This window comes from Geobacillus sp. GHH01 (assembly GCF_000336445.1).
Classification (GTDB): domain Bacteria; phylum Bacillota; class Bacilli; order Bacillales; family Anoxybacillaceae; genus Geobacillus; species Geobacillus zalihae.
In genome coordinates, this window is sequence record NC_020210.1 from 402,710 (window position 1) to 427,580 (window position 24,871).

The 24,871-nt window shown below is 55.3% G+C and carries 21 protein-coding genes; 8 read left to right on the forward strand and 13 right to left on the reverse strand.

Annotated elements, in window-relative coordinates; all coding sequences use genetic code 11:
- Positions 1 to 283: 283 nt before the first annotated feature.
- From GHH_RS02025 to GHH_RS02055, 7 genes are all read right to left on the reverse strand, one after another.
- Positions 284 to 769, reverse strand: coding sequence for a (2Fe-2S)-binding protein (locus GHH_RS02025; RefSeq protein ID WP_015373902.1), 486 nt, complete (start codon positions 767 to 769; stop codon positions 284 to 286).
- 21 nt (positions 770 to 790) lie between these two features.
- Positions 791 to 1,633, reverse strand: a complete 843-nt coding sequence (locus GHH_RS02030; RefSeq protein WP_015373903.1) for a xanthine dehydrogenase family protein subunit M — start codon at positions 1,631 to 1,633, stop codon at positions 791 to 793.
- On the reverse strand, positions 1,620 to 3,947 hold the full coding sequence (locus GHH_RS02035) for a xanthine dehydrogenase family protein molybdopterin-binding subunit (RefSeq protein ID WP_015373904.1): 2,328 nt from the start codon (positions 3,945 to 3,947) through the stop codon (positions 1,620 to 1,622). Before GHH_RS02035 ends, GHH_RS02030 begins: the two co-directional genes overlap by 14 nt.
- Positions 3,934 to 4,572: a xanthine dehydrogenase accessory protein PucB gene (gene pucB, locus GHH_RS02040; protein ID WP_041470391.1), complete on the reverse strand. Its 639-nt coding sequence runs from the start codon at positions 4,570 to 4,572 to the stop codon at positions 3,934 to 3,936. Before pucB ends, GHH_RS02035 begins: the two co-directional genes overlap by 14 nt.
- Positions 4,572 to 5,597, reverse strand: coding sequence for an XdhC family protein (locus GHH_RS02045; RefSeq protein ID WP_015373906.1), 1,026 nt, complete (start codon positions 5,595 to 5,597; stop codon positions 4,572 to 4,574). The genes pucB and GHH_RS02045 overlap by 1 nt, the downstream gene beginning before the upstream one ends.
- A 208-nt stretch (positions 5,598 to 5,805) precedes the next feature.
- Positions 5,806 to 5,985 (reverse strand): hypothetical protein, encoded by a 180-nt coding sequence (locus tag GHH_RS02050; protein WP_015373907.1) that lies wholly within the window; start codon positions 5,983 to 5,985, stop codon positions 5,806 to 5,808.
- Positions 5,986 to 6,000: 15 nt separating this feature from the next.
- Positions 6,001 to 6,849, reverse strand: coding sequence for an SPFH domain-containing protein (locus GHH_RS02055; RefSeq protein ID WP_015373908.1), 849 nt, complete (start codon positions 6,847 to 6,849; stop codon positions 6,001 to 6,003).
- A gap of 273 nt (positions 6,850 to 7,122) precedes the next feature.
- On the opposite strand from GHH_RS02055, the gene hutP reads away from it, so the two are divergent.
- The 4 genes from hutP to GHH_RS02075 all read left to right on the forward strand — a co-directional run bounded on the left by hutP (position 7,123) and on the right by GHH_RS02075 (position 11,526).
- Entirely contained in the window at positions 7,123 to 7,569 is a 447-nt protein-coding gene (gene hutP / locus GHH_RS02060) for a hut operon transcriptional regulator HutP (protein WP_015373909.1), read from the forward strand.
- A gap of 522 nt (positions 7,570 to 8,091) precedes the next feature.
- The gene (hutH, locus tag GHH_RS02065; protein WP_041470393.1) at positions 8,092 to 9,606 is read left to right on the forward strand and encodes a histidine ammonia-lyase; all 1,515 of its coding nucleotides are present in this window, start codon (positions 8,092 to 8,094) and stop codon (positions 9,604 to 9,606) included.
- A 276-nt stretch (positions 9,607 to 9,882) separates the two neighbouring features.
- Entirely contained in the window at positions 9,883 to 10,569 is a 687-nt protein-coding gene (locus tag GHH_RS02070) for a TerC family protein (protein WP_041470636.1), read from the forward strand.
- Between the two features lie 24 nt (positions 10,570 to 10,593).
- Complete coding sequence (locus GHH_RS02075; protein WP_015373912.1) at positions 10,594 to 11,526, forward strand: D-2-hydroxyacid dehydrogenase; 933 nt, start codon at positions 10,594 to 10,596, stop codon at positions 11,524 to 11,526.
- Positions 11,527 to 11,574: 48 nt separating this feature from the next.
- On the opposite strand, the gene GHH_RS02080 is transcribed toward GHH_RS02075, so the two are convergent.
- From GHH_RS02080 to GHH_RS02095, 4 genes are all read right to left on the reverse strand, one after another.
- Positions 11,575 to 12,297 carry a lactate utilization protein C gene (locus GHH_RS02080; protein ID WP_015373913.1) on the reverse strand — a complete coding sequence of 241 codons (723 nt, stop codon included), beginning with the start codon at positions 12,295 to 12,297 and terminating at the stop codon, positions 11,575 to 11,577.
- Positions 12,294 to 13,724, reverse strand: coding sequence for a LutB/LldF family L-lactate oxidation iron-sulfur protein (locus GHH_RS02085; RefSeq protein WP_015373914.1), 1,431 nt, complete (start codon positions 13,722 to 13,724; stop codon positions 12,294 to 12,296). Before GHH_RS02085 ends, GHH_RS02080 begins: the two co-directional genes overlap by 4 nt.
- Positions 13,725 to 13,741: 17 nt before the next feature.
- Positions 13,742 to 14,461 (reverse strand): (Fe-S)-binding protein, encoded by a 720-nt coding sequence (locus GHH_RS02090; RefSeq protein WP_015373915.1) that lies wholly within the window; start codon positions 14,459 to 14,461, stop codon positions 13,742 to 13,744.
- 109 nt (positions 14,462 to 14,570) lie between these two features.
- Positions 14,571 to 15,296, reverse strand: coding sequence for a FadR/GntR family transcriptional regulator (locus GHH_RS02095; protein ID WP_015373916.1), 726 nt, complete (start codon positions 15,294 to 15,296; stop codon positions 14,571 to 14,573).
- Between the two features lie 313 nt (positions 15,297 to 15,609).
- On the opposite strand from GHH_RS02095, the gene GHH_RS02100 reads away from it, so the two are divergent.
- The 3 genes from GHH_RS02100 (at position 15,610) to GHH_RS02110 (ending at position 20,162) form a co-directional block, all read left to right on the forward strand.
- Positions 15,610 to 17,283 carry an L-lactate permease gene (locus tag GHH_RS02100; RefSeq protein WP_015373917.1) on the forward strand — a complete coding sequence of 558 codons (1,674 nt, stop codon included), beginning with the start codon at positions 15,610 to 15,612 and terminating at the stop codon, positions 17,281 to 17,283.
- A gap of 81 nt (positions 17,284 to 17,364) precedes the next feature.
- Positions 17,365 to 18,801, forward strand: a complete 1,437-nt coding sequence (gene glcD, locus GHH_RS02105; RefSeq protein WP_371198462.1) for a glycolate oxidase subunit GlcD — start codon at positions 17,365 to 17,367, stop codon at positions 18,799 to 18,801.
- A complete protein-coding gene (locus GHH_RS02110) occupies positions 18,798 to 20,162 on the forward strand; it encodes a (Fe-S)-binding protein (RefSeq protein ID WP_015373919.1) in 1,365 nt (454 codons plus the stop codon). Before glcD ends, GHH_RS02110 begins: the two co-directional genes overlap by 4 nt.
- A gap of 114 nt (positions 20,163 to 20,276) precedes the next feature.
- Here GHH_RS02110 and mreBH read toward each other — a convergent pair whose 3' ends face one another.
- Positions 20,277 to 21,284, reverse strand: coding sequence for a rod-share determining protein MreBH (gene mreBH / locus GHH_RS02115; RefSeq protein WP_015373920.1), 1,008 nt, complete (start codon positions 21,282 to 21,284; stop codon positions 20,277 to 20,279).
- Positions 21,285 to 21,616: 332 nt separating this feature from the next.
- The gene (locus GHH_RS02120; RefSeq protein WP_015373921.1) at positions 21,617 to 22,069 is read right to left on the reverse strand and encodes a C40 family peptidase; all 453 of its coding nucleotides are present in this window, start codon (positions 22,067 to 22,069) and stop codon (positions 21,617 to 21,619) included.
- A 347-nt stretch (positions 22,070 to 22,416) separates the two neighbouring features.
- On the opposite strand from GHH_RS02120, the gene GHH_RS02125 reads away from it, so the two are divergent.
- Positions 22,417 to 24,870, forward strand: a complete 2,454-nt coding sequence (locus GHH_RS02125) for a bifunctional diguanylate cyclase/phosphodiesterase (protein ID WP_015373922.1) — start codon at positions 22,417 to 22,419, stop codon at positions 24,868 to 24,870.
- The last annotated feature ends 1 nt before the right edge of the window (position 24,871 follow it).

The window sequence follows — 24,871 nt, forward strand, 5'->3', positions numbered from 1 at the left end:
CCCTCGCTTTCCCGTGATCACAGTGAACGATCTGTTTTACAAACATAACATTAACGTTAACGTTATATTTTTGTCAATAGCTATTTAGAAGGCCGGTGAAAAACCGCTGTTTTCCTTGATCGATGGGTGAACGTGTGAAAATAGGGGCTGATGCTACAAGGATTTTCTACTTGAGAAGCGATTCCGGGAAGCTGTTGCCCTAGTAAATCACCAGCCTTTTCGATGAGATGTATACCGCATCAAAAAAGAATATCCCGATTGGGTGCGGGATATCCATTGCTCGTCAAGGATCTGTTGGTTTTGCTTTTTTGGCTTCGAGCACTTCTTTGACCGCCGCTTCAATTTCTTGATAGCTTGTGCAGCGGCAAATATTCGACTCCAGCCATTCTTGAATCGTCGCCTCATCGGCGTTTGGGTGCCGCTCGATGAGCGCGTGGGCGTTCATAATGAATCCAGGAGTGCAATAGCCGCACTGAAAGGCGAAGTGGCGGACGAAGGCGTGCTGAATGGGGGCATCATCAAGCCCTTCGATCGAGGTGATCTCTTTGCCGACTGTCTCAATCGCGAGCATCATGCATGATTTGATCGGCGTGCCGTCGACTAAGACGGTGCAGGCGCCGCAGTCGCCGTTCAAACAGCCTGGCTTGGCCCCGGTCAGCCCCAGCCCATCACGCAAAACAAACAGCAGCGTTTCGGCTTGGCGAGCGACGATCGATCTTCGTTCTCCATTAACGTGCAGCACAAGCTCCCGCTTTGTCGTTTCCTCCATGTCCGCATGCTCACCTCCTGTTTAGACGGTTTCCTCATCTCCGAGCTCACGAAGCATATCTTCAAGCAGCTGGGCGGCCACGAACAGCCGGTAGTCTGCCGAGCCTTCAATATCGTGCAAAATCGGGCGCGGGAAGGCGTCAACCGCTGCTTGGATTCGTTCACCAACTGGGCGGCTCCGGTCGTTTACATGCGCCTCAACTTCAGCGGAGCGGAACGGGAACGGACAGACGCCGCTTAGAGCAGCGCGAACCGTCCCGTCTTTTTTCAGCGCTGCAATCGTCACAAGCGGGTAGCCGACTTCCCCTTGCTTGCGGCGCTTGCGGTGGAAATGGGGCAGGGTGGCGGTGGCACGGTCAACTTTGAACTGGACGACAAATTCACCGCGGCCAAGCTGCAGCTGTTGATGAAACAAGTCAAGGAAGCGGCATTGCCTGATGCCGTATGGTCCGGCGATGATGACATCCGCCTCGGCGACGAATAGCGGCAGTGCGGTCTCACGGTAAAAAATTTGCCCGCAAATGTTGCCGCCGAGCGTAATTTGGTTGCGCGCTGTCCGGTCGGCGACTTCTCGCGCCGCTTTTGTCAATAACGGGAACGGATTTGCTTCTTCGAGCTCGGCGAGGGAGAGCGCCGCTCCAAGCACGAGAGGATCGGCGCTCGCCTCAAGCGCCCGGCACTCAGGGATCGATTTTATGTCAATGACGGCCGCGGTGCGGACAAGGTTCAAACGAGACAACGTGATGATCTCCGTGCCGCCGCCGTAGTAGAGCGGTCGTTTTCCGTCCCGCTCGAGCGCCGCAAACAGCGCTGTCGCTTCGGCGATCGACTGCGGCCGGTAGTAGGCAAAGTCAAACGGAACCATAGGAGTCCCCTTTCTGTTTCCGCCAAATGAGTTCAGGCACAAGCGGCAGTTCATTGAGCGGCACGCCGGCAGCGAGCGACAAGGCGTTTGCCAAGGCGGCGGGCATGCCGATCAAGCCGTGTTCGCCGATGCCGCGCGCACCGTATGGGGCATCGATTTGCGGCGTTTCGATAAACTCGACGATATACTCCGGATGTTCGCCGAAGCGAATCGGCCGGTATGTGCGCAGCTGCGGGTTTAACACGCGCTGTTCGTTGTCAAAAAGAAACCCTTCACGGCTGGCAAAACTCAGCCCCATGCTCATCGCTCCCATGGCCTGGCCAAGCGCTGCCTTTGGGTTGAGCACTTTGCCGGCATCAATGACCGCATACGCTTTGACAATGCGATACGTGTAGTCGCGACGGTTGAACTCAACTTCCACTCCTTCGGCGCATACGCCCCATTCCGGTCCCGGTTGGCCGGCGCCGGTCTCCGGATCAAGCGGGGTCAAGCGGCGCAAAATGTAGTGGCCGCGCCCGATCACTTGCCCGCCGATGGCGTTGCCGTTCGGAAACTTGTAGCCATAGGCGATGTCTTTGATCGGAAGAAAGATGGCCGGGTCATCGCGCAAAAAGACGCGCCCGAACCCGACTTCCAAATCGTCCGGCGAGGCCCGCAAGACGCAGGCGGCGATGTCTTTTAACTGACGGATGGCGTCGTCGGCAGCGGCAAGCGCCGCACGTCCGGCCATAAACGTCCCGCGGCTGGCGACTGTTTTCCAATGTTCCGGCGTCGTTTGTGTATCGATATCCATTTTGACATGGACACGATCGACATCCATCTTCAGCCGTTCGGCGACGATTTGCGCGAGCACCGTTTTCGTGCCCGTTCCGATTTCGACGACGCCGGAGATGACGTTGACGCTGCCGTCGGAGTTGAACGTTAAGATGACGCCCGAGCTCGCGTCGGTGTCGATCGTCGATGTTTTCCAGCCGGCGCTGATTCCTTTTGCTCTTACCGTATAGGCGTCCACTTCGACGCGCTGCCATTCGTCCCAGCGCATCAGCTCGCGCAACCGGTCGAGGCAGGCTGATATGTTGCCGACGTTGCTTTTCGTGAGCCGCACTTGCGTCGGGGTCGTATGCCCCGGGCGGATGGCATTTTTGCGCCGCACCTCCCATGGGTCAAGTTGAAGCGTTCGTGCCAATTCATCGATGGCCCGCTCGACGGCAAATGCCTGTTCGCAATGGCCAAAACTGCGAAACGGCGTCGCGTACGGGCGATTCGTATAGACGCACAATGAATCACAAAAGACGTTTTCGACATGGTACGGGCCGGTGCAATCGACGGCTGCGGCGCGGCTGACATCGATCGCCTTGTCGGAATAAGCCCCGCCGTCAAATAGAAATAAGATTTCCATGGCCTTGAACAAGCCCTCTTTTGTCGCGCCGATTTTGACGGTTGCCTCCAAACCGATATGGACGGGCGAAGTGACCATGTCATGCTCGCGGCTGTTCCAGACGCTCACTTTTCGGCCGCCGACCGCTTTGGAGGCAAGGTAGGCAAGCAGCTCAAGCTGGACGGGCGCTTTTCCTCCGTAGGCGCCGCCGACAAGAGGCGTATGAACGATGACTTTGCCGGTTTCTTCGCCAAAATACGTATGAAGCAACTTCTTGATCATAAACGGCGACTGCGAAGAGGCAGAGATATGGATCGTGCCATCCGGCCAAATTTCCGCCGTGGCGCAGCGTGTTTCCATCGCGATATGATCGGAAGGGGCGAACGATACGCTCGTTTCGACGATGACGTCGCTTTCCGCAAACCCTTGTTCAATGTTGCCCTTTCGGATTTTCGTCCGGTGGGCGACGTTTGTCCCCGGCTCAGGATGAGTCGTTTTGTTTTTTTCATAACGGTCGAGGTGTTCATGCAATAATGGAGCGCCCTTTTTCAACGCCTCACGCGGCGAGCCGACCGCCGGAAGCGGTTCGTAAACGACGCGGACGAGGCGGGCCGCCTGTTCGGCTTGAACGAGCGTATCGGCGACGACGACCGCCACAACCTCTCCATAGTAGCGTACTTTGTCGAAAGCGATCGGAGGGCGGTCGCGCATGTCTTCACCGGTAAGCGGCAGCCCCTCGCCGGTCACGACGGCGCGGACGCCGGGGGCGGCGAGCGCGCGGCGTGCCTCCAGCGAGAGGATGCGCGCATGGGCGTATGGGCTTGTCACCAAAGAGGCATGAAGCATCCCCTGTTCTTTGAAATCGTTCGTATATTTCGCCCGGCCGGTCACTTTATCCCATGCTTCTTTGCGGATGATGCTTTTACCGACGGCCATGGGGGCGTCCCTCCTTTTTTTCTCGAACGATGACGGCATGTTTATAATCATCTTTCGTGTCAATGTCGAGGCTGGCTGTTTCGCCGCCTTCATACAAAAGGCCGCGCCAGTGGGGGTCGCGAAGGAGCGCACGCCCGCCGGCATCGCCCTTTAGAGAAAGCAGGGAAGGAAACATTTGTTTTCCAAAAATGACTGGGGGCATCGGCGTGCCGAAGCGGGCGAAGGCGACGTAATCAGGACGGTGGCGGCGATAAAGGCCGGCCAGCACCTCGATCGTTTCAGACGTGACAAACGGCTGATCGGCGAGCAGCACAGCGGCGGCGTCGGCCCCGCTAGCGATTGCTTCTTGCAGGCCGCAGGCAAGTGAATGCGCTTGACCGCCATGATGGGCTGCGCAACGGACGAAGCGGCACTTTTCATGATTCCGAAGTTCAGCCGGAAGCCACGCGAGCGCATCGTCTGGAGGGACGACAACGATGACGGGCGCAAGGCAAGAATGAAGCGCAGCCTGAAGGCCGGCAGCGCCCAGCGTGCTTTCCCCCCAGGGCAAAGCGCGTTTATCCGTTCCCATCCGCCGGCTTTCTCCAGCCGCCAAATAAATGCCAGCGATGGTTGGGCGACTCATCATACTCTCTCCGTTGACCGCCTGCGAAGGACGCTGATCAATTCGGCAGTGATGCTGACGGCGATCTCATACGGACCGCGTGCGCCGATGGAAAGCCCTGCCGGCGAACGGACAAATGGAGGCGTCGAGCCGGAAGGAAAGAGGCGGTCCGTGCGCCGCCGCGGACCGAGCACACCGAGATAAGCGAGTGGCATGTCGGCTAACAAGGAAACGAGTTCGCGGTCGCGTTCAAACTGGTGGGTCATGATGACAACAAAGTCGCGCTCGTTTAGGCGAAGCCGCGGAACAGTTTCATGGGGAAAGCCCATGACGAAGGCATCGGCGTCCGGCACGTGGGATGGATGGCAAAACGCTGGGCGCCAATCGCTTACGGTGACGGAGAACCCGGCGGCTTTGGCCGCTGAGACGAGCGGCGGGGCGTCTGATCCGGCGCCGAATACGACAAGGCGCGGTTTTGGCCAAAAGTGCTGAACGTAAAATGTTTCCCCGTCCACTTCGTACAAACCGCTTCGCCCTTGATAAAACGGCGTTTTGTGAAGCCATTCGCGCCATTCCCGATGCGGCGTCCGACGGCAACCGCCGAATTGTTCGCCTGTTTCGCTTTGGAAAAACGGCCGCTCGTCTGGATACAAGATGCTTCGGACCATCAGTACATGTTCGCCGCGGTCAAGGCAACGCTTGAGCGCCAGCCAATCGAGTTTTGCGTCGCTTGTGACCGGCTCGAGCCAAATGTGGACGAGGCCGTTGCAGCCGGCGCCCTGCCCCCACGACCAATCATCCTCAGTCCGCAAGTCAAACGAAACAGCGGCTGCCTGGCGGTTCGCCAATATCTCACGCGCGTAAGCTGCCGCTGCTTCTTCCAGGCAGCCGCCGCTCAGCAGCCCGACCGTTTCCCCGTTTGCGCCAATCCACATGCATGTTCCTTCTTTTTGATAAGCCGAGCCTTCCACACTGATGATGATGGCTAACACGCCGTCGCCTGGTGCGCCGGCGATCGCTTCGAGCACAGCATAGTAGCTTTCCATGCTCATCCTCCTTCCGCATGGCGCCAAAGGCGGCTGAGCTGTTGAAAGCGCGGTGGGACGGACGATCCATAAGATTTCGTAATGGTTGTAAGCGGCGGCAGCGGGTGGGCCATCAGGTCGTCCCCCTTTCGAAAAAGAGCTCTGCTATCATTATATTTCGGCAACAAATGCCCATGACTGAAAAACAAAAGAAGCCAGCCGTCATTGGCTAGCTTCCTTGTTTTGGATCGTTTTTTCCTTTTCCGAGCCGTCCAGCGCGCTTTGCCGCCTCCCGCAGCAAATACTCGATTTGGGCGTTGACGCTGCGAAACTCGTCCTGCGCCCATTGCTCTAGTATGGCGTACAGGTCATAATCAATGCGCAAAGGGAATTGTTTTTTCGCTGCCATCGCACTCCACAACCATCAGTATAGACTGCCGGTATTGATCACCGGCTGGGCGGCGCGCTCGGAGACGATCGCCACCATTAAGTTGTTCACCATTGCGGCTTTTCGTTCATCATCTAACTCTAAAACGTTTTCTTTGTCAAGCTGTTCGATCGCCATGCGCGCCATCGAGACGGCGCCTTCGACGATCTTTTTCCGGGCGGCCAAAATGGCGGCGGCTTGCTGGCGTTGGAGCATGGCGCCCGCGATTTCCGGCGAGTAGGCCAAGTGGGTGAGGCGCGCTTCCATCACGTCAACTCCGGCAATGCGCAGCCGGTCTTGCAATTCTTGGGCAAGCACATCAGAAATGACATCCGCATTGCCGCGCAGCGTGATCTCGTTGTCGTCTTCAAACGTGTCGTACGGATATTTTGTCGCCACATGGCGGATAGCGGCTTCACTTTGAATCTCGACGAATTGTTCATAATCATCAACGTCAAACACCGCCTTGGCTGAATCGATGACGCGGAAGACGACGACGGCGGCGGCGATTTCAATTGGATTGCCTTGAACATCGTTCACTTTCAACCTGTTGCTCGTGAAGTTGCGCACGCGCAGCGATACTTTCTTTCGAACGGTGAGCGGCACGGTGAAAAACAGCCCGCTGTCGCGAATCGTGCCAAAGTAGCGGCCGAAAAAAATGATCACTTTTGCTTGATTCGGCTGAACGATCGTGATGCCAGTCGCCAAGAAGGCGGCAAGGGCGAAGCAGAAAACGGCCAATAAGAGCTGCGCTTGAATGAGGCTGACAAAACCAGCCAGAACGAAAAGAGCGATGCATCCGATGCCGATAAATCCATCTATGCGCCATGCTTCTTGTTCTCTCATAACCTATCCCCCTAATAGTGTCAATTTGATACTTATATGATATCATATAATCAAAAAAATGGAAACCGGAATTGATCATGGTAAGACGAGAAGAGGGAGTCGCCCATAGCTCGCCACGAGGCAGATGTTTCTAACTATTTTCCATCCAGAAGTATAAAGGCGATCGTTCAGCCTGTTAATGTTTTAATGTGCTAAAAAATGGAAATTCATCATTGACATCGCTTTCATTGTCATCATACAATAGAAAAAAAGACCAATAGGTGTGTAGAAGCCATGGAACCAAGACAAGCGCGCATCGGCCGGCTGGCATTGCTGCTGGCGATGCTGGACGAGGGAGAGGAAGACCCGATCCTCAACCAGCTTGAGGCGCTTTCGTGGCGCTATTGCCAAGGGCGGGTCGGGGCGATGGAGCCGCACAAAATCGTCGCGGCGATTGAGACGGCGGCAAAGCGGCATGGAGTGGTGGACGGCGGCTTGTACCGCGAGATGCACGCCTTATACCATGCGATTTTAGAGGCGGTGCATGGCGTGACGAGGGGGCAGGTAGAGCTGGGAGATTTGTTGAGAACCGCTGGCCTTCGTTTCGCCGTCGTGCGCGGTATGCCGTATGAACAACCGAACGAAGGGGAATGGATCGCCGTTGCGTTGTACGGGACGATCGGCGCCCCGGTGCGCGGGCTCGAGCACGAGGCGGCCGGGCTCGGAATCAATCATATATAGGAGCGATCCATGCCTAGAGCGATGAGTCATGAGGAGGCGAATGCTGCCATATGGCAGGCGCCTCCTTTTTAATTGGGAAAGGAGCTTGATTGGGAAAACCAGTCAACTACCCCCACTTCGCTCACGCTTGAAGTGGAGGCTTGCAACTCCCCAGAAGTGCAAACGGACTTCGTCCTCCTTCCTTGACTTGGGGTTGCATTAGGGGCAGGTTGACAGCTGCCCAACGACGCAGGTCATGCCTGCATCGTTACCGATTCTCTCGGTGTGTCTGTTGGCAGTACTTGGCTTCCACACACAACAGACAGACCTACGCTCGATGTTTGACGGTTGCAACGTTTCCTGCAGCCAACTCCATCCATCGAGCAGCCGTGATTGGAGTGCCTTTATTGAACGGTTTTCTCCACGTCTTTATTCTATCATACACAAAAGAAAGGGGGAACGCGCATTCCTCTCCCACTTACTTTCTTTGGTCGTTGAAGTGGAAGTCTTCTGCGCGAAATAGGATGAAAGGGGATGGGAATGATGGTTGTGTTGACCGGACATACATTGACGATTGATGAGGTAAGACGTGTTGTCTATGAGCGGGAGAGGGTGGCGGCTGCGGAGGAAAGCATGAGGGCGGTCGCGAAAAGCCGCGCGGCAGTGGAGCAAGCGATCTCCAATGGACGGACGATCTATGGCGTGAATACGGGTTTTGGCAAACTCGCCGATGTGCGCATTGAAGGGAGCAGTCTTGAGCAGCTGCAACTGAATCTTCTCCGTTCGCACGCCTGCGCGGTCGGCGCGCCGTTTGCCGAAGATGTCGTGAGGGCGATGCTTCTTTTGCGAGCCAATGCGTTGTTAAAAGGGTATTCCGGCGTGCGGCCGGCGGTCATTGAGCAGCTGCTCGCGTTTTTGAACGCCGGCATCCATCCGATCGTGCCGCAGCAAGGTTCCCTCGGCGCGAGCGGCGATTTAGCGCCGCTCGCCCATTTGGCGCTGGCGCTGGTCGGCGAGGGTGACGTGATGTACGAAGGGCGGCGGATGTCTGCTCATCAGGCGCTCTCAAAAGCAGGGATTTCGCCGCTTTCTTTGCAAGCGAAGGAAGGGCTGGCGCTTATTAACGGCACGCAGGCGATGACGGCCGTCGGAGCCCTTGCTTACTTAGAGGCGGAACAACTGGCGTATGACAGTGAATGGATCGCGGCGCTGACGACTGAGGCGCTTTATGGCATTGTGGACGCGTTTGACGCCCGCATCCACGCAGCCCGCGGGTTTCAGGAACAGGCCAAGGTGGCGGAACGGCTGCGCCGCTACTTAGCTGGCAGCCAACTCACAACAAGGCAAGGGGAGCGGCGCGTGCAAGATGCGTACTCCATCCGCTGCCTCCCGCAAGTGCACGGAGCGTCGCTTAGGGCGCTTCGTTATGTGAAGGAAACGCTTGAAATCGAAATGAACGCTGCTACGGACAATCCGCTTATTTTTGCGGACGGGACGGTGCTCTCTGGCGGCAACTTTCACGGCCAGCCCGTTGCGATCGCCATGGATTTGTTGAAAATCGCGGTGGCGGAGCTGGCCAACATCAGCGAACGCCGCATCGAACGGCTCGTCAATCCGCAGCTTAGCGAAGGCTTGCCGCCGTTTTTAAGCCCACAGCCTGGCTTGCAGTCGGGAGCAATGATTATGCAATATGTCGCCGCTTCGCTCGTATCGGAAAACAAGACGCTCGCCCATCCGGCCAGCGTCGATTCGATTCCGTCATCGGCCAACCAGGAAGACCATGTCAGCATGGGAACGACCGCCGCCCGCCATGCGTACATGATCGTGCAAAACGCTCGAAAAGTGTTGGCGATTGAGCTCATTTGCGCTTTGCAGGCGGTGGAGGAACGCGGCATCGAGCGCATGGCCCCGTCAACGCGGCGGTTTTACCATGAGGCGCGCCGCATGGTTTCCTCCATTACAGCTGACCGCGTCTTTTCCAATGACATTGAAGCGGTGGCTGCGTGGTTGAGCGAAAGGGCAAAACATCACTCCCTCCGCGATGAAACGAAAGCTTAGAAAAGGGCAAAGCATAGTGGGCGTAGAGGCATGGGAGCGTTCAAGGATAGGTGTTTGAAAAAATGGCAGTGATATAGACCTTTTCCGCTAGAGATAGGGAAGCAGTCATCAGTGAAGATGGTTTGCTTCCTTCACTTTTTCTGCGAAGTTCGGACGATGCAGAGAGCCTTTCCCATATTGGTTAGGGCGAGAGCATGGACAGACTATTCCACAGTTGTCCTCTAGTCCAATTTGCAGTATGATGAAGAAGAAAGGCAAAGGGGAGGGGGGCTTTTGTTGACGATTTCGGCCGCGGCGCTGTTGGCGCTATGGAAAATTATTGCGATTGATATCATTTTGTCGGGGGATAATGCGGTTGTCATCGCGATGGCGACGCGGCGGCTGCCAAAAGACCAGCAAAACAAGGCGATCTTTTGGGGAACGGCCGGGGCAGTGATGCTGCGCATTTTGTTTGCGGCGGTCATCGTCTTTTTGCTCAACATCCCGTTCGTTCACTTCGCCGGAGGGTTGCTGCTTGTCTGGATCGCCTATAAAGTGCTCGTTGAGCGGGAGGAGGAGGCCAATGTGCAAGCGGCGGACCGTTTGCTGAAAGCCATCATGACGATTATCATCGCCGATGCGGTCATGAGCTTGGACAATGTCGTCGCCGTCGCCGGGGCGGCGGAAGGGCATCTGGGTATGCTTGCGCTTGGGGTCGCCATCAGCATCCCGATCATGATTTTTGGCTCAAAAGCGATCGTGCGTCTTATGGAAAAACACCGCTGGATCGCGTATGTCGGCTCCGGCATTTTGGCGTGGACGGCCGGAAAGATGATGGCGGGGGATGAAGGGGTGCTTCATTGGCTTCATCTTTCTTACGGCCCGTTCGTTTATGTGGTTGCCGCCGGCGTGACAATTGTGGTATTGGCGGCCGGCTATATCACGAATAAAAGAGCTGAGCGTGAGGAAGGTACATTGATTTGAACGGTTGAGGGGTGGTTTGACGTCATGGACATCCAACGCATTCTTGTGACAGGAAGGCTTTATGCCGAGCTTGCCGCCCTTCTTCCGGACAAGCGGCCCGATAAAGCGTTTCGCTTTGTGGCGGAAGAAGAATTGACGGCCAATGATTTCGCCTGGGCGGATGCGTACGTCGGCTTTCGTCCGGCCGGGCCGTTTTCGCTTGCCTCGCTCCGCTGGGTGCATTCCCTCGGCGCGGGTGTTGACGCGTTTTTGTGGAAGCGGGAATGGAAGAAGAACGTGTTGCTGACGCGGACGGTCGGCTCGTTCGGCGAGCAGATCGCCGAATATTGTCTCAGCTACTTGCTGCGCGACGCCCAATGCCATGACGTGTATGCATGGCATCAAGAGCAGCGGCAATGGAAGCCGTTCGCTCCGAAGCGGCTTGGCGAACAGCGGGTTGTCATTTACGGGACAGGCGAAATCGGCCGGCGCATCGCGGAAACGCTTCGTTTATTTGGGGTTTCCCCGATCGGCGTCTCGCGAAGCGGCCGAGACACGCCGCCGTTTTCGGTTGTTTACCGCCATGAAGAGGCGGGGGAAGCGCTTGCCCGTGCTGATTGGGTGATCGCGGCCCTTCCACTCACCAAGGAAACGCATCATCTCTTTGACGAGACGTTTTTTGCCTGTTTGCACAACGCGGGCTTTATCAATGTTGGGCGTGGGGCGACGGTTGATGAGACGGCGCTTGTCGGCGCGTTGGAAAACCGAAATGTGCGCCTCGCCGTGCTCGATGTGTTTGAAGAAGAGCCGCTTCCGCCGCACTCGCCGCTATGGGTTCATCCGAATGTCATCATCACTCCGCATATCGCGGCGCTCACGTCAGCCGAAGACGCCGCCCAAAGCATTTTAGACACGCTCCGTTGCATCGAAACCGGCGAACCGCTTGCCAATGCGGTCGATGTCAGCCGGCAATATTGAAGAAAAAACGGTGCCCCATGATCAAGAAAGGGCACCGTTTCGTTTTGGTCAGCGGTCGGTGACGACGATATACGCCGCTTTCATCGGGCCGTGAACGCCGACGACTAAGTTCATTTCAATGTCGGCCGAGTTGCTCGGGCCGGTGATGAAGTTGATGCACGACGGGACGAGCCCGCCTTTTTCGATTTGCTCGTGAATGACCGCCGCCGCTTGCGTCATGCGCGGCACGACCGTGCTTTTCGGGACGATGGCGATATATGTTTTCGGCAAAAAGTGAATGGCCCGCCCTTGTTCATTGCGCGAAAACAACACGACTGTCCCTGATTCCGCGAGCGTGATGTCGCTGAAGGCGATGCCGACGTTCGCCTGCTCGGCGGCGTCAATGTTTTGGCGTCCAAGCGCCGGATTCCAAATATGGACGGTCGTTTGTTCCGCGGGCCATTCGTCTTGAAGCAGAGCGGACAGCCCGTACTCGGCAAAGCGCGGGTCATCCGGCACGATGACCGGACCGCCGCCATAGGCGGCCACTTGCCGCCTCAGTGCGCCGGCAAGTTCGGCGCTTGTCGTCTCGATGTAATCGGTATGGATCAATCCGCATTGTTTTTGCAGCACGTTCAGCAAGTCGTCTTGGCTATAGCCGGCAAACACTGTCCATTGCGGCGCACAGTCCCATTGCGGCCGGGAGACGCCGGACAGGCGCGGGGCTCTTCCAAGGCGCTCGGCGATGGTTTGCAAAAACGCATCGCGGTTTTGAATGGTGCCACGCGTCATGATGGATTCCCTCCTTTTTGGCGTGTTTGGAACCAGTCACGGAACCGTTCTTTGCTCGGCGCCGGAAATTCGCGGCTTTCCGTCCACGCTTTGAGCGGGCCGGGGCCTTTCGTAATGCGCCCGTCCTCTACAAACGGTGCGAAGGCGCTCGGTGCGAATTTCGTGCCGAAGCGGTAGAGCGACGATGAGGCTGTCCCGAGGCGGAACGCTTTCATCGCCAGTTTTTCTGCGACCGGCGCTTTTCCTTCCCGCTCGACGATGATTTGGCGATGTTTGATGAGAAGCTCGTGAAGCGGGATTTTCACCGGGCATGCCTCCGTACAGGCCGCGCAAAGGGAAGACGCGTACGGAAGCTCCTTGTAGTCGTCGTAACCGCCCAACAGCGGCGACAAGACCGCTCCGATTGGGCCGGAGTAAATCGAGCCGTACGAATGGCCGCCGATATGGCGATATACTGGACAAACGTTGACGCAAGCCGCGCAGCGGATGCATTGCAATATGGGCTGGAATTCCGTCCCTAAAATCGAGGAGCGTCCGTTGTCAACGATGACGAGATGGAATTCTTCCGGACCGTCAGCGTCTCCTTCGTCGCGCGGACCGGTGAGAACGGTGATGTAGCTCGTCAGTTTTTGCCCGACGGCGCTGCGTGTCAACATGCTCACAAGCACTTCCATCTCCTCAAACGTCGGAACGATCCGCTCCATCCCCATGACGGTAATTTGCGTTTTCGGCAATGCGGTCACCAAGTCGGCGTTGCCTTCGTTCGTGACGAGCGTGATCGAGCCCGATTCGGCGATGGCGAAGTTGCACCCGGTGATGCCGATGTCAGCGGTCAAATAGTCGCGCCGCAGCATCTCACGGGCATGGCGGGCGAGTTCAACCGGATCGGACGACTTCGTATAGCCGAGCTTGCGGCGGAAGACGTCGCGGATTTGCTCTTTGTTTTTATGGAGCGCTGGACCCACGATATGCGACGGCGGGTCATGGTCATCGATTTGCAAAATGTATTCGCCAAGGTCCGTTTCGACCACTTGGCAGCCGATGGCTTCGAGCACCGGGTTTAAGTTGATTTCTTCGGTCACCATCGATTTTGATTTGACGATTTTTTTCGCCTGTTTTTCCAAGGCGATGCGGCGGATGTAGTCGTTCGCTTCTTCAGCCGTCTGGGCGAAAAAAACGTGGCCGCCTCGTTTGGCAACGTTTTCACTGAGCTGCATTAAATAATAGTCCAAGTTTTCCAGCGTATGCTTTCGGATTTGTTCGGCGAGCGAGCGCCACTCCTCCCAATGGCCGAGCTCTTCGATGACGCCAAGCCGCCGCACATAGCCGCGGTCTTGCATGCCGGCGACCGCCCCGCGCATAAAATCATTTTGCAAGTTTTCCTCGACCCGCTTCCAAAACGGACCGTTTTCAATTTTCATCGGCATGTCCGAGTCCCCCTCTCTTACTTTTGTTGATTGAGCACTTCGGCGATATGCATGACGCGAATCGGTTTGCCAAGCCGCCCGATGCGGCCGCCGATGTTCATTAAACAGCCGCAGTCGGCGCCGATTAAATAGTCTGCTTCCACCTCTTCGATATGCCCGATCTTTTCATCGACCATTTGTTCGGAAATCGGCCCCATTTTGACAGAAAATGTGCCGCCAAACCCGCAGCACTGGTGGGCGTTCGGCAGCGGAACGAGCTCAAGCCCTTTGACATGTTCCAACAGCCGGAGCGGTGCGTCTTTCACGCCAAGAAGGCGGGTCATATGGCAAGACGTATGGTACGTCGCCCGCCCGTGAAGCGAGGCGCCGACATCTTCGACTTTCAGGACGTCAACGAGAAATTGCGTCAGCTCGTACGTTTTCGCTGCGAGCCGTTTCGCCTCCGCTTCCCATTCCGGGTCGCCGTGGAAAATGTGCGGATATTCTTTTAACATCGCCGCGCACGAGCCGGATGGGGTGACGACGTAATCAGCGTGGGCGAACGCGCGCATCATCTGTTTCATGGCTTCTTTTGACTCTTTGACATAACCGCTGTTATACGCGGGCTGGCCGCAGCACGTTTGCGCCTCCGGAAAATCAACCTCGCAGCCGAGCCGCTCGAGCAGTTCGACGGTCGCTTTGCCGGCATTCGTGTAAAAGAGGTCGATGAGGCAAGTGACAAACAACGATACTTTCACTTCTTCTCCCTCCTGTTTTTTGGGGATGGGTGAGCAGGTCATCTGATGACTATATGTCTATTATAAACCATTTTTTCAGATTCGTAGCTCTTTTTTGCAAAAAACGCACTCAGTTTGGCTGCTGAGTGCGAATGTAGCGGCGCAATACGTTTTCGACATTGGTCAAATGTTCAAGCATGCACGCCCGGGCGGCGTCCGGATTTTGGTCGCGAATGGCTTCGAAAATCGCTTGGTGTTCGGCAAGCAGCTTTTCGGTCGTCGTTTGTTTCGAAAACAGCCAAATGCGGCGCGTTTCCCGCATCGTTTCAACGATCATGCCGGAGACGCTGTTCATGATGCTTGTGAGCATCGGATTTTGCGACGCCTCGGCGATGGCCATATGAAACGCCCAATCGGCCTTCTCCCCAAGCTCATCGCTGCCGATGCCTTCTTTCATTTGTCGGAGCGCTTGTGCCATCGCCTCAAGGTCGCGCTCTGTCCGTTTGGAGGCGGCGAGCGAGGCGGCTCCTGCCTCAAGCAGCTTGCGCACTTCAAGCAAATGCCAAATATCTTCTTTGTTCATTAAGACCGCCATGGATAACGGAAACGTCATCATCGTCGGATCGAACTCACGGACGTACGTCCCCTCTCCTTGCCGCAGTTCGATCAACCCCATTGCTTTCAAGGCAGTGAGCGCCTCGCGAATGGCGGCGCGCCCAACTTGAAATTGCTCAGCGAGCTGCTGGACGGAATCAAGTTTGTCACCGGGTTTCAGCTCGCCGTTTTTGATCATATCAAAAATCGCTTCGGCCACTTCTTCATAGATTTTTTTCGTTTTGATTCGTTTAAATGCCAATGGTTCCACCTCAATGTTCGGAAGAATGGATTTCCCGTTTTCAAAAGCAATGCATCCGCACTGTCTATTATGATACAGCATAAAGGGGAAGGACAAGCGCTTTTTTGCGGACGGAAAGGAGAAGGGGATAAGAGAAAAAAGTTAGAAAAATGAAAAAATACTATTGTCTTTTTTGTTGAGTACTTTTATAATGTGAGACAGACGGCGTTTCTTATCCGGTCATCTGATGACTAGAAGACTAGAATGAAAAGGATGGGCGGACGATCCATCGCAAACGCCGCGAAGTCAGGCGCAAAGGGGAGGAGAAAACCGCATGTGGAAGCAGGACTTCACGCCAATCGCCGACCAGCTTTGGTTATCGGCCATTGTGGCACTCATTCCGATTTTGTATTTCTTTTGGGCGCTGGCTGTCAAGCGGATGAAAGGGCATGTCGCCGGGCTGACGACGTTGCTGCTTGCTTTGGTGTTGGCTGTAATCGCTTACAGGATGCCGGCCGGCAAAGCGGTCATGTCGGTGACGCAAGGGGCGGTGTACGGGCTGCTCCCGATCGGCTGGATCATCATCACCTCTGTCTTTTTATACAAGCTGACGGTGAAGACCGGCCATTTTGACATTATCCGCAATTCGGTTGTCTCGCTCACCGAAGACCGGCGGCTGCAGGCGCTGCTGATTGCCTTTTCGTTCGGAGCGTTTTTGGAAGGGGCGGCCGGGTTTGGCGCGCCGGTGGCGATTTCAGCGGCGCTTCTTGCCGGGTTGGGGTTCAACCCGCTGTACGCCGCAGGCATCTGTTTGATCGCCAACACAGCGCCGGTGGCGTTCGGGGCGGTCGGGATTCCGATCATCTCGATGGAAGGGCCGACCGGTGTGCCGGCGATGGAAATTTCGAAAATGGTCGGGCGGCAGCTGCCGTTTTTATCGGTGTTCATTCCGTTCTATCTCGTTTTGATTATGGCAGGATGGAAAAAGACAGTCGAAGTGTTGCCGGCCATTATCGTCTCCGGCGTTTCGTTCGCGCTCACGCAATATTTGACATCGAACTTTTTAGGACCGGAGCTGCCGGACATTTTGTCCTCGATTGTTTCAATCGTCGCGCTGGCCGTCTTTTTGAAATATTGGAAGCCAAAAAGCACGTTCCGTTTCGCATCGGAATCGGAAGTGGCGGCTGCTGGGCAGGCCGCTCGCGCTGCGCACCGCGGCGGGGAAGTATTCCGCGCTTGGTCGCCGTTTCTTGTGCTGACGGCGTTGATCTCGCTTTGGGGCATCCCGCAGGTGAAAGCGGCGCTCACCGGCCATTATGAAGGAACAAACGGTTTGCTCAAGCTTGTCAATGCCATCGGAGCCCATTTGACGTTTATGCCGCCTGTGCCGGGGCTCAATAACCAAATTTTGAACCCAAGCGGTCAGCCGATTGCGGCGGTGTATAAGCTTGAGCTGCTCGGCACGGCTGGGACGGCGATTTTGTTGGCGGCGGTCGTCACCAAGTTCATCATCGGCATCTCGTGGAAAGATTGGGGACGCACGTTTGTGGAAACGCTTAACGAGCTGAAATATCCGATTGTGACGATCGCTTCGGTCGTCGGCTTTGCCTACATCGCCAACTCGTCAGGCATGAGCACGACGCTTGGGATGGCGTTGGCCAAAACAGGCCCGTTGTTCCCGTTCTTCTCGCCGATTTTAGGCTGGCTCGGCGTGTTTATCACCGGTTCGGATACGTCGTCGAACTTATTGTTTGGCAATTTGCAAAAAGTGACGGCAACATCGATCGGCATGGATCCGGTGCTGGCGTTGGCGGCCAACTCATCGGGCGGCGTCGTCGGGAAAATGATTTCGCCGCAGTCGATCGCGGTCGCCTGCGCGGCCGTCGGCTTGACCGGCAAAGAGTCCGACTTGTTCCGCTTTACGGTCAAACATAGCATATTCTTAATTATCTTGATTGGTATTCTCGTGTACCTGCAATCGACGGTATTGTCGTGGATGATTCCGTAACGGCAGCGAAGGGGGACGAGGCTTGGCCTGGATGGAAACAGACGCCAAGCCCGGCCCCTTTTCCGCTGTCGGCGAATGCAAATGGATGTGGAAAGGGTGAGACCATTGATTCCAAATGAAGCGAAAAAACGGTTGATTCAAGTCGTGGGAGCTGAAAACTACGATGACACGAAAACGGGGCGGCTCGTCTATTCGTATGATGCGACTCCGCAGTTTCAGTCGCTCCCCGATGCGGTCATTGCGCCGCGAAATACGAAAGAGGTCGCGGAAATTGCGAAAATTTGCAACGAGTATCGCATCCCGATCGTGCCGCGCGGGTCAGGAACGAACCTTTGCGCCGGCACGTGTCCGATCGAAGGCGGGATCGTTCTCCTGTTTAACCATATGAACCGCATTTTGGAAATTGATGAGGAAAACTTAACCGCGACCGTTCAGCCAGGAGTGGTGACGCTTGATTTGGCGAAAGCCGTTGAAGAAAAAGGATTGTTTTATCCGCCGGATCCGGGGTCGATGAAAATTTCAACGATTGGCGGCAACATCAGCGAAAACTCAGGCGGCTTGCGCGGCCTGAAATACGGGGTGACACGCGACTATGTGCTCGGGTTGGAAGTCGTCCTAGCGAACGGCGATGTCATCCGCACCGGTGGCAAGCTGGCAAAAGATGTAGCTGGCTATGACTTAACCCGTCTGTTTGTCGGATCGGAAGGAACGCTTGGCATTGTCACCGAAGCGACGTTAAAACTTATTCCGATGCCAGAGACGAAGCAGACGATGCTCGCTCTTTATCAAGATTTGGAGGCGGCCGCCCGTTCGGTGTCGAAAATCATCGCCAACAAGATCATTCCAGCGACGCTCGAGTTTTTGGACCAGCCGACATTGGAAGTGGTCGAAGATTTCGCCCGCATCGGCTTGCCGACCGATGTGAAAGCCGTTTTGCTCATTGAGCAGGATGGGCCGAAGGAAGTGGTAGAGCGCGATATGAAAAAGATGGCCGATATTTGCCGGGCCGAGCAGGCGGTGTCCGTTCAACTCGCCCGTTCGGAGGAAGAAGCAGAGGCGCTGCGGACGGCGCGGAGGGCGGCGCTGTCGGCGTTGGCGCGCTTAAAGCCGACGACGATTTTAGAGGACGCAACCGTGCCGCGTTCGGAAATCGCCAAAATGGTCAAAGCAATCAATGAAATTGCCGAGAAGTACCAGTTGAAGATCTGTACGTTCGGCCATGCCGGCGATGGCAACTTGCACCCGACCTGTCCGACCGACGCCCGCAATCGTGAAGAAATGGAGCGGGTGGAACGAGCGTTTGAAGAAATTTTCGCCAAAGCGATTGAATTGGGTGGCACGATTACCGGCGAACACGGCGTCGGGGTGATGAAAGCGCCGTATTTGGAATGGAAGCTCGGTCCGGCCGGCATTGCCGCCATGAAAGCGGTCAAACAGGCGCTCGACCCGAACAATATTATGAATCCGGGCAAAGTGTTCGCCAAAAGCACGAGAAAACGGGTGGTGGTGGCACGATGACAACGAAGACAGAACGAGCGCTCATTCAAAAAGCGTTTCAAGAACGGATGGATGAAAATGAGCTGATGAACTGCATGCGTTGCGGCTTTTGCCTGCCATCATGCCCGACGTATATCGAATCGGGGCGGCAAGAAGCCCAATCGCCGCGCGGGCGGATTGCGTTGATGAAAGCGGTCGTGGACGGTTTGATTGAACCGGACGAGGAAGTGGAACGAGCGCTCCACTTATGTTTAGGATGCCGGGCGTGCGAACCAGTCTGTCCGTCCGGCGTCCGCTACGGCCATCTGTTGGAAGAGGCGCGTGACATTATCGCCCAGCATAAAAAAATGCCGCTTCCGGTTCGCCTCATCCGCAAGCTTGTGTTTGCCGGACTGTTTCCGCATCAAGAACGGATGCGGAAGGCGACGGCGCTTCTCGGTTGGTATCAGCGCTCCGGCTTGCGGACGCTTGCCCGCAAAACCGGGCTGCTTCGCCTGCTTCCGGCCTCGTTCCGGCAAATGGAGCGCGTGTTGCCGGACGTGCCGACCGCAAAAGAGATGAAAAACCGGCCGCATCGCTTCAACCCAGATGATGCGGTGAAAAAACGGGTCGCCTTTTTCGCCGGCTGCTTGATGGATACGATGTTTATGGCGACAAACGATGCGACGCTGCGTCTGTTGCAGCTCGCCGGCTGCGAAGTCATCATTCCGCCGTCCCAAGGGTGCTGCGGAGCATTGCATGGGCATGGCGGGGAGAAGGAGATGGCGAAAGAGCTGGCAAAGCGAAACATTGCCGCTTTTGAGCAGCTCGACGTCGACTACATTGTGACGAACGCCGGCGGCTGCGGGGCGTTTTTGTTGGAATATGAACATTTGCTAAAAGACGATCCCGAATGGCGCGGACGGGCGGCGGCGTTTGCGGCGAAAGTGAAAGATATTTCCGAAGTGCTTGTCGAGCTGGGATTTCATCAACGGCCGCTCCGCGTGGCGCCGCAAACGGTCACCTACCAAGATTCGTGCCATTTGCGCAACGTTATGAAAACAGCGGCAGCCCCGCGCCGTTTGTTGCGGGCGATTGACGGCGTCGAGTTCCGCGAGATGAAAGATGCTGACCGCTGCTGTGGATCGGCCGGCATTTACAACCTTGTGGAACCGGAGATGTCAATGCAAATTTTAGACTACAAAATGGAAATGGCGAAACAAACGAAAGCGACGACGATCGTGACGGCGAACCCAGGCTGCTTGCTGCAAATGAAACTTGGCATTGAACGGGCCGGGCTGTCAGGAAGCGTCCGCGCCGTCCATATTGTGGACTTGCTGCTTGAGGCCGCCGAGGGAGCACAGGCAGCGCAAGGGGAGGAGCGCATTTGGCAGACGTCCTAACACCACAGTGAGCGGCCTCTTGCGCGCCAGGGATGTCCATAGCCGGTCTAACAAGAACCCCCGCGATGACGCGGGGGCTTTGAGTTGCTTCCATGATTGGGAGTTGGAAATAAGCTACAGCGCTGCATCGAGGCGCTTTGGCATCGCCCGAAGCGCCTTCCCTGTGCCGATGGCGACCGCTTCAGCCGGATTGGGCGCGACATGCACGGGCACGTGCAGTTCCGTGCTCAGCCATTGCTCGATGCCATGCAGCAAGGCGCCTCCGCCGGTGAGCACGACGCCGCGGTCGATGATGTCGCCGCTCAGTTCGGCCGGGCATTCTTCAAGAACAGCGCGAATGGCTTCGGCGATTTGCCAAAGCGATTCTTTGATGGCCGTTTGCACTTCGGTTGGGTCCAAGGACACCGCTTTGAGGAAGCCGGTGACAAAATCGCGGCCATGGATCGTCACCGACTGTTCCATGACCGTTCCCGGGGCGCTGCCGATTTCGATTTTCACTTGTTCGGCCGTCTGTTCGCCGATTAGCAAACTGTAGTGCTGGCGGACATATTGCATAATGTCTTCGTCAAGCTGGTTGCCGCCGATGCGAAGCGAGCGGCAGGCAACAACGCCGCCAAACGAGATAATCGCGGCTTCTGTTTTGCCGGCCCCTAAATGGACGACGACATTCGCGACTGGCTCGCCGACCGGCAAATCTGCGCCGATGGCGGCTGCGACGGGTTCCTCAATAAACTGAATATGCTTTGCTCCGCAATGTTTGGCGATTTCGTAAAAAGAGCGGCGCTCGACGGAGGTGGCGTGGAATGGGACGCTCATGACGACGTCTGGTTTTTTGAAAGCGAGGCCGAGCTGTTTGCTTGATTGTTTAAAGACTTGCTGCAACAGCGCCTTGGCGCGGTCAAAATCAGCGATCACGCCGTTTCGCAATGGATACGTCACTTCAACATGGGGCGGAGTTTTGCCGATCATTTGTTTTGCCTTTTGGCCGATTGCCATGAGCTTGTCCGCCTGGCGGTTATAGGCGACTGTTGCTGGTTCGTCAAACAGAAGCCCTTTCGTCTGGCTGAACAGCCTGACATTCATCGTCCCTAAATCAACGCCCAGCTGTGAGGAAGCGAACAACGGAAACACCTGCCTTTGTCAAAAATCGATGAACGGACAACCAGTCATCATCTATACCATTCGACAAGAACGGCGGTTTTATGTCCACATTGTCGAAACGAGAGGGAGAAGCTGTTGCGGCTGGGGATCATAAAAAATTTTTTTGTTTTCATGTATAAAAGACGAAAAGGGAGGAAATGAATAATAGCGTAACGTTTTCCAAGTATTCCCCCGATCCCCTATGAATATATATTGGGCCCTTCGGTTTCGGAGGGCCGCTTTTTTTTTGCATAATAAAAACCCCCTGCCTATTAAGCGCGCTTAATATGACAGAGAGCTTTTGCAATGAACCGCTACAGACGCTTGGCTCCGACATATCTTGTTTTCCAATAGCTGCTGTTTAAGCTGTCGATTTTGACACCGCGGGAAACGGCATGAATGACTTGATTGTTCCCAATGTAGATGGCAACGTGGGAGATGCCTTTTGTCTGTTTCGAAGTGTCAAAAAACACCAAATCCCCTGGTTGCAATTTCGATTTATGTACGTATTTTCCTTTTTTATACATTTCTTTGGACGTGCGCGGCAACGTGACGCCGACTTTTTTATGGGTATAGTAAACAAATCCCGAGCAGTCAAATCCTTTTGGCGTTGTGCCACCATACCGATACGGAGTGCCGACCAGTTTTTTGGCCTCGGCGATCAGCCTCGTCTTGTTGGCGGCTGCGTCAGAACTGGAAGTGCTTACAAAGAAGGAGGAAAATAGAACGATCATGGATACGAACAGGAGAGAATACCATTTTTTCATTTCCCCTAACCCCCGACAAAATCTTTTCCGATTCGACGTCTCTCAACTAGAGTATAGCAGAGGAAACTAGACTTGTTTTTTACAGTTGGATTAAATAATGTTACAGCGCCGTTACAAATATAGCACCTCGTCCTAAAGGCTTATACCAATAGATAGATCTTTTCGTTTCGGCCGACCTGGCTTTATGGTCGTAAGCGTGGAAACGGTGTCTCATACCCGAGTCCTATGACCGGTAGATGAATGTCGTAAGCTGTCGAACAAATAGGAACGGTGGAGGGAGGCAGCGCGAAGAATGGTCGTCTTATAATGAAAGCAAAGCGTCGAAGAATCGATGACGGTGATGGAGGATGTCGAATCAACTGGAATATATCTTGTATATTTTTGGCCTTTTTTTAACGGTCGGCGGTGTCTATGTATACGGCCATTGGATGGCAAAACGGCACTGGGGAGGCATCCCATGGCTGGCGGCGCCGAGACTGACTGTTGTGTTTGCCACCGTTTCCTTGCTTTTTTTAGGGGCAGGGATGATCTATATCCATTATGCTGAAAAACAAGAACATCGTGAATATGAGGAAGCCACAAAGCAAATCGCCGGCATGATCGCCGGCGATTTGGCCGCCATGGGGCACGAACGGCTCGATGAAAGGGCGGAACATCTGCCTGCGTATCACACGGTGATGGCGGTGCTGGAGCGTTGGCAACATTATGGCCGCGTGTTGAGCGTGTATACGTTAAAAAAGAATGAACACGGTGAGCTATATTTCGTGGCAGCGCCAGCGACTGACTACAATCGGAACGGCCGCATCGACGGCGAAAAGGAACAAGCGGTTCCACCTGGGACAGTTTACCGCCGCCATTTTCCAGAGATCGAAGAGGCGTTCCACGGCCGGTTTGCGATGGAACAGCATCCGACAACGGATGAATGGGGAAGGAGCATCAGCGCGTTTATGCCGATTCGTCAATCGGACGGGACAGTGGATGCGGTTGTTGGCATCGATTTTGATGCCAAAACGTATGAGCAACATTTGCAACGAGGACGGAAAAAGGCCCTGTGGACGATGATGGCCATGTTTTTGGCGTCAGCGGTTGCCTATTTGCTCGCTTTGCATCAACAAATGGAACGGAAGGCGTTGGCTGTCTATAAAAAAACGCTCGCATCCAACGAGCATCGACTGCGGAGGCTGGCGGAAATGACGACGGAAGGCTTGATCGTCTATGCGGGCGGCAAAATTATCGAAGTCAATGAGGCGGCGTGTCGCTTGCTTGGTTATACAGAAAGTGAATTGGTTCATTTGCCTGTAGATGATCTTGTAGTTCAAGGGTCGATGACAGAAGCTCGCTCGGATGGGGAGCGCAAGCGGTTTGAAATCGAACTGCGCCGAAAGGATGGAACGGTGTTTCCGGCGGAAGTGTTGCAGCGCCGTTACGATTACGAATGGCAAAATGTGATGGTTGCTGCCGTCCGCGACTTGACCGAGCAGAAGCAAAACGAAAGGCGGCTGCAATACTTTGCCAGCCATGATGAACTGACCGGTCTCCCGAACAAGGAAGCGATGTATAAACAGATCGAACAATGCCTCGCCGGCGCTAAACGGAATGGCCAAGAAGCGGCTGTCATGTTTTTGGAAGTGAGCGGCATTAAGACGATCAACGATTTTTACGGCTATGCTGTTGGAGATGAGGTCTTGCTCCAGCTGGCCCGCCTTTGGCGAGAACAGAAAGGAATTATGGTTGGACGTTGGAGCGGAAATGAATTTATCGCTGTGCTGCCGGATAGCGCCAATGAAAAAGCGGAGGAAGCAGCGAAACGGTTGATTGAAGCTGCTGACGAACCGATCGTTGTCAACGGCCTTGAGCTATATGTGACCGTGAACATCGGCATCAGCGTCTACCCAAAAGATGGGGAGGATGCAAAAACGTTGATTCGCAAGGCGGATATTGCCCGCTACGAGGCGCGAAAAAAAGCGGCGAGCGATTTTCTCTTTTTCACGGAGCCGATGGCGATTCGTCTCAATGAAAAGATGGCGATGGAACGCGACTTGCGGCGTGCGCTTGAAAATGAGGAATTTGAATTGTACTATCAGCCGCAAATTCGGCTTCACGACCGGCAAGTGATCGGCATGGAGGCGTTGATTCGCTGGCGCCATCCGGAAAAAGGGATGGTTTCGCCGTCATTGTTTATCCCGGTTGCCGAACAGACCGGCATGATCATCCCGATCAATGAATGGGTCATCCGCACGGCTTGCCGGCAAACAAAACAGCTGCTTGACCGGTTTCCGCACTTGTCTGTCTCGGTAAATTTGTCGCCATACGAGTTTGAAAGCCGCCGATTTGTGGATAAGCTCGCCGGCCTGCTCGCCGACACCGGGCTGCCGCCGCACCATTTAGATCTGGAAATTACGGAACGAATGACAATGGATACGGAGCGTGCGCTCGATATTTTGTCAAAGCTGAAGGGGCTTGGTGTGACGATCAGCATGGATGATTTCGGCACTGGTTACAGTTCGCTCAGCTACTTGACGGATTTGCCGATCGATCGGCTGAAGATCGACCGTTCGTTTGTTCAGCATATTCAAGGAAAAAAAGATGTCATCTTGCCGGCGATCATCCGACTCGGGCATAATATAGGTGTAAAGGTGCTGGCTGAAGGGGTCGAAACGGAGACCGAAGCGGCTTATTTGCAAGGAAAACGGTGCGATGAGGCGCAAGGCTATTATTTTTCCCCGCCGCTTCCGTATGACGAGCTCGTCCGGTTCTTAAACGAGCAGCGCGTGAGGCGGCAGGCGCAGGAGCTGACGTAAC

Bases quoted from the DNA above. Each gene is read 5' to 3' on its own strand.
- GHH_RS02025 (WP_015373902.1), bottom strand. From the start codon at position 769: ATGGAGGAAACGACAAAGCGGGAGCTTGTGCTGCACGTTAATGGAGAA.
- GHH_RS02030 (WP_015373903.1), bottom strand. From the start codon at position 1,633: ATGGTTCCGTTTGACTTTGCCTACTACCGGCCGCAGTCGATCGCCGAA.
- GHH_RS02035 (WP_015373904.1), bottom strand. From the start codon at position 3,947: ATGGCCGTCGGTAAAAGCATCATCCGCAAAGAAGCATGGGATAAAGTG.
- pucB (WP_041470391.1), bottom strand. From the start codon at position 4,572: ATGAGTCGCCCAACCATCGCTGGCATTTATTTGGCGGCTGGAGAAAGC.
- GHH_RS02045 (WP_015373906.1), bottom strand. From the start codon at position 5,597: ATGGAAAGCTACTATGCTGTGCTCGAAGCGATCGCCGGCGCACCAGGC.
- GHH_RS02050 (WP_015373907.1), bottom strand. From the start codon at position 5,985: ATGGCAGCGAAAAAACAATTCCCTTTGCGCATTGATTATGACCTGTAC.
- GHH_RS02055 (WP_015373908.1), bottom strand. From the start codon at position 6,849: ATGAGAGAACAAGAAGCATGGCGCATAGATGGATTTATCGGCATCGGA.
- hutP (WP_015373909.1), top strand. From the start codon at position 7,123: ATGGAACCAAGACAAGCGCGCATCGGCCGGCTGGCATTGCTGCTGGCG.
- hutH (WP_041470393.1), top strand. From the start codon at position 8,092: ATGGTTGTGTTGACCGGACATACATTGACGATTGATGAGGTAAGACGT.
- GHH_RS02075 (WP_015373912.1), top strand. From the start codon at position 10,594: ATGGACATCCAACGCATTCTTGTGACAGGAAGGCTTTATGCCGAGCTT.
- GHH_RS02080 (WP_015373913.1), bottom strand. From the start codon at position 12,297: ATGACGCGTGGCACCATTCAAAACCGCGATGCGTTTTTGCAAACCATC.
- GHH_RS02085 (WP_015373914.1), bottom strand. From the start codon at position 13,724: ATGCCGATGAAAATTGAAAACGGTCCGTTTTGGAAGCGGGTCGAGGAA.
- GHH_RS02100 (WP_015373917.1), top strand. From the start codon at position 15,610: ATGTGGAAGCAGGACTTCACGCCAATCGCCGACCAGCTTTGGTTATCG.
- glcD (WP_371198462.1), top strand. From the start codon at position 17,365: ATGGATGTGGAAAGGGTGAGACCATTGATTCCAAATGAAGCGAAAAAA.
- GHH_RS02110 (WP_015373919.1), top strand. From the start codon at position 18,798: ATGACAACGAAGACAGAACGAGCGCTCATTCAAAAAGCGTTTCAAGAA.
- GHH_RS02120 (WP_015373921.1), bottom strand. From the start codon at position 22,069: ATGAAAAAATGGTATTCTCTCCTGTTCGTATCCATGATCGTTCTATTT.
- GHH_RS02125 (WP_015373922.1), top strand. From the start codon at position 22,417: ATGTCGAATCAACTGGAATATATCTTGTATATTTTTGGCCTTTTTTTA.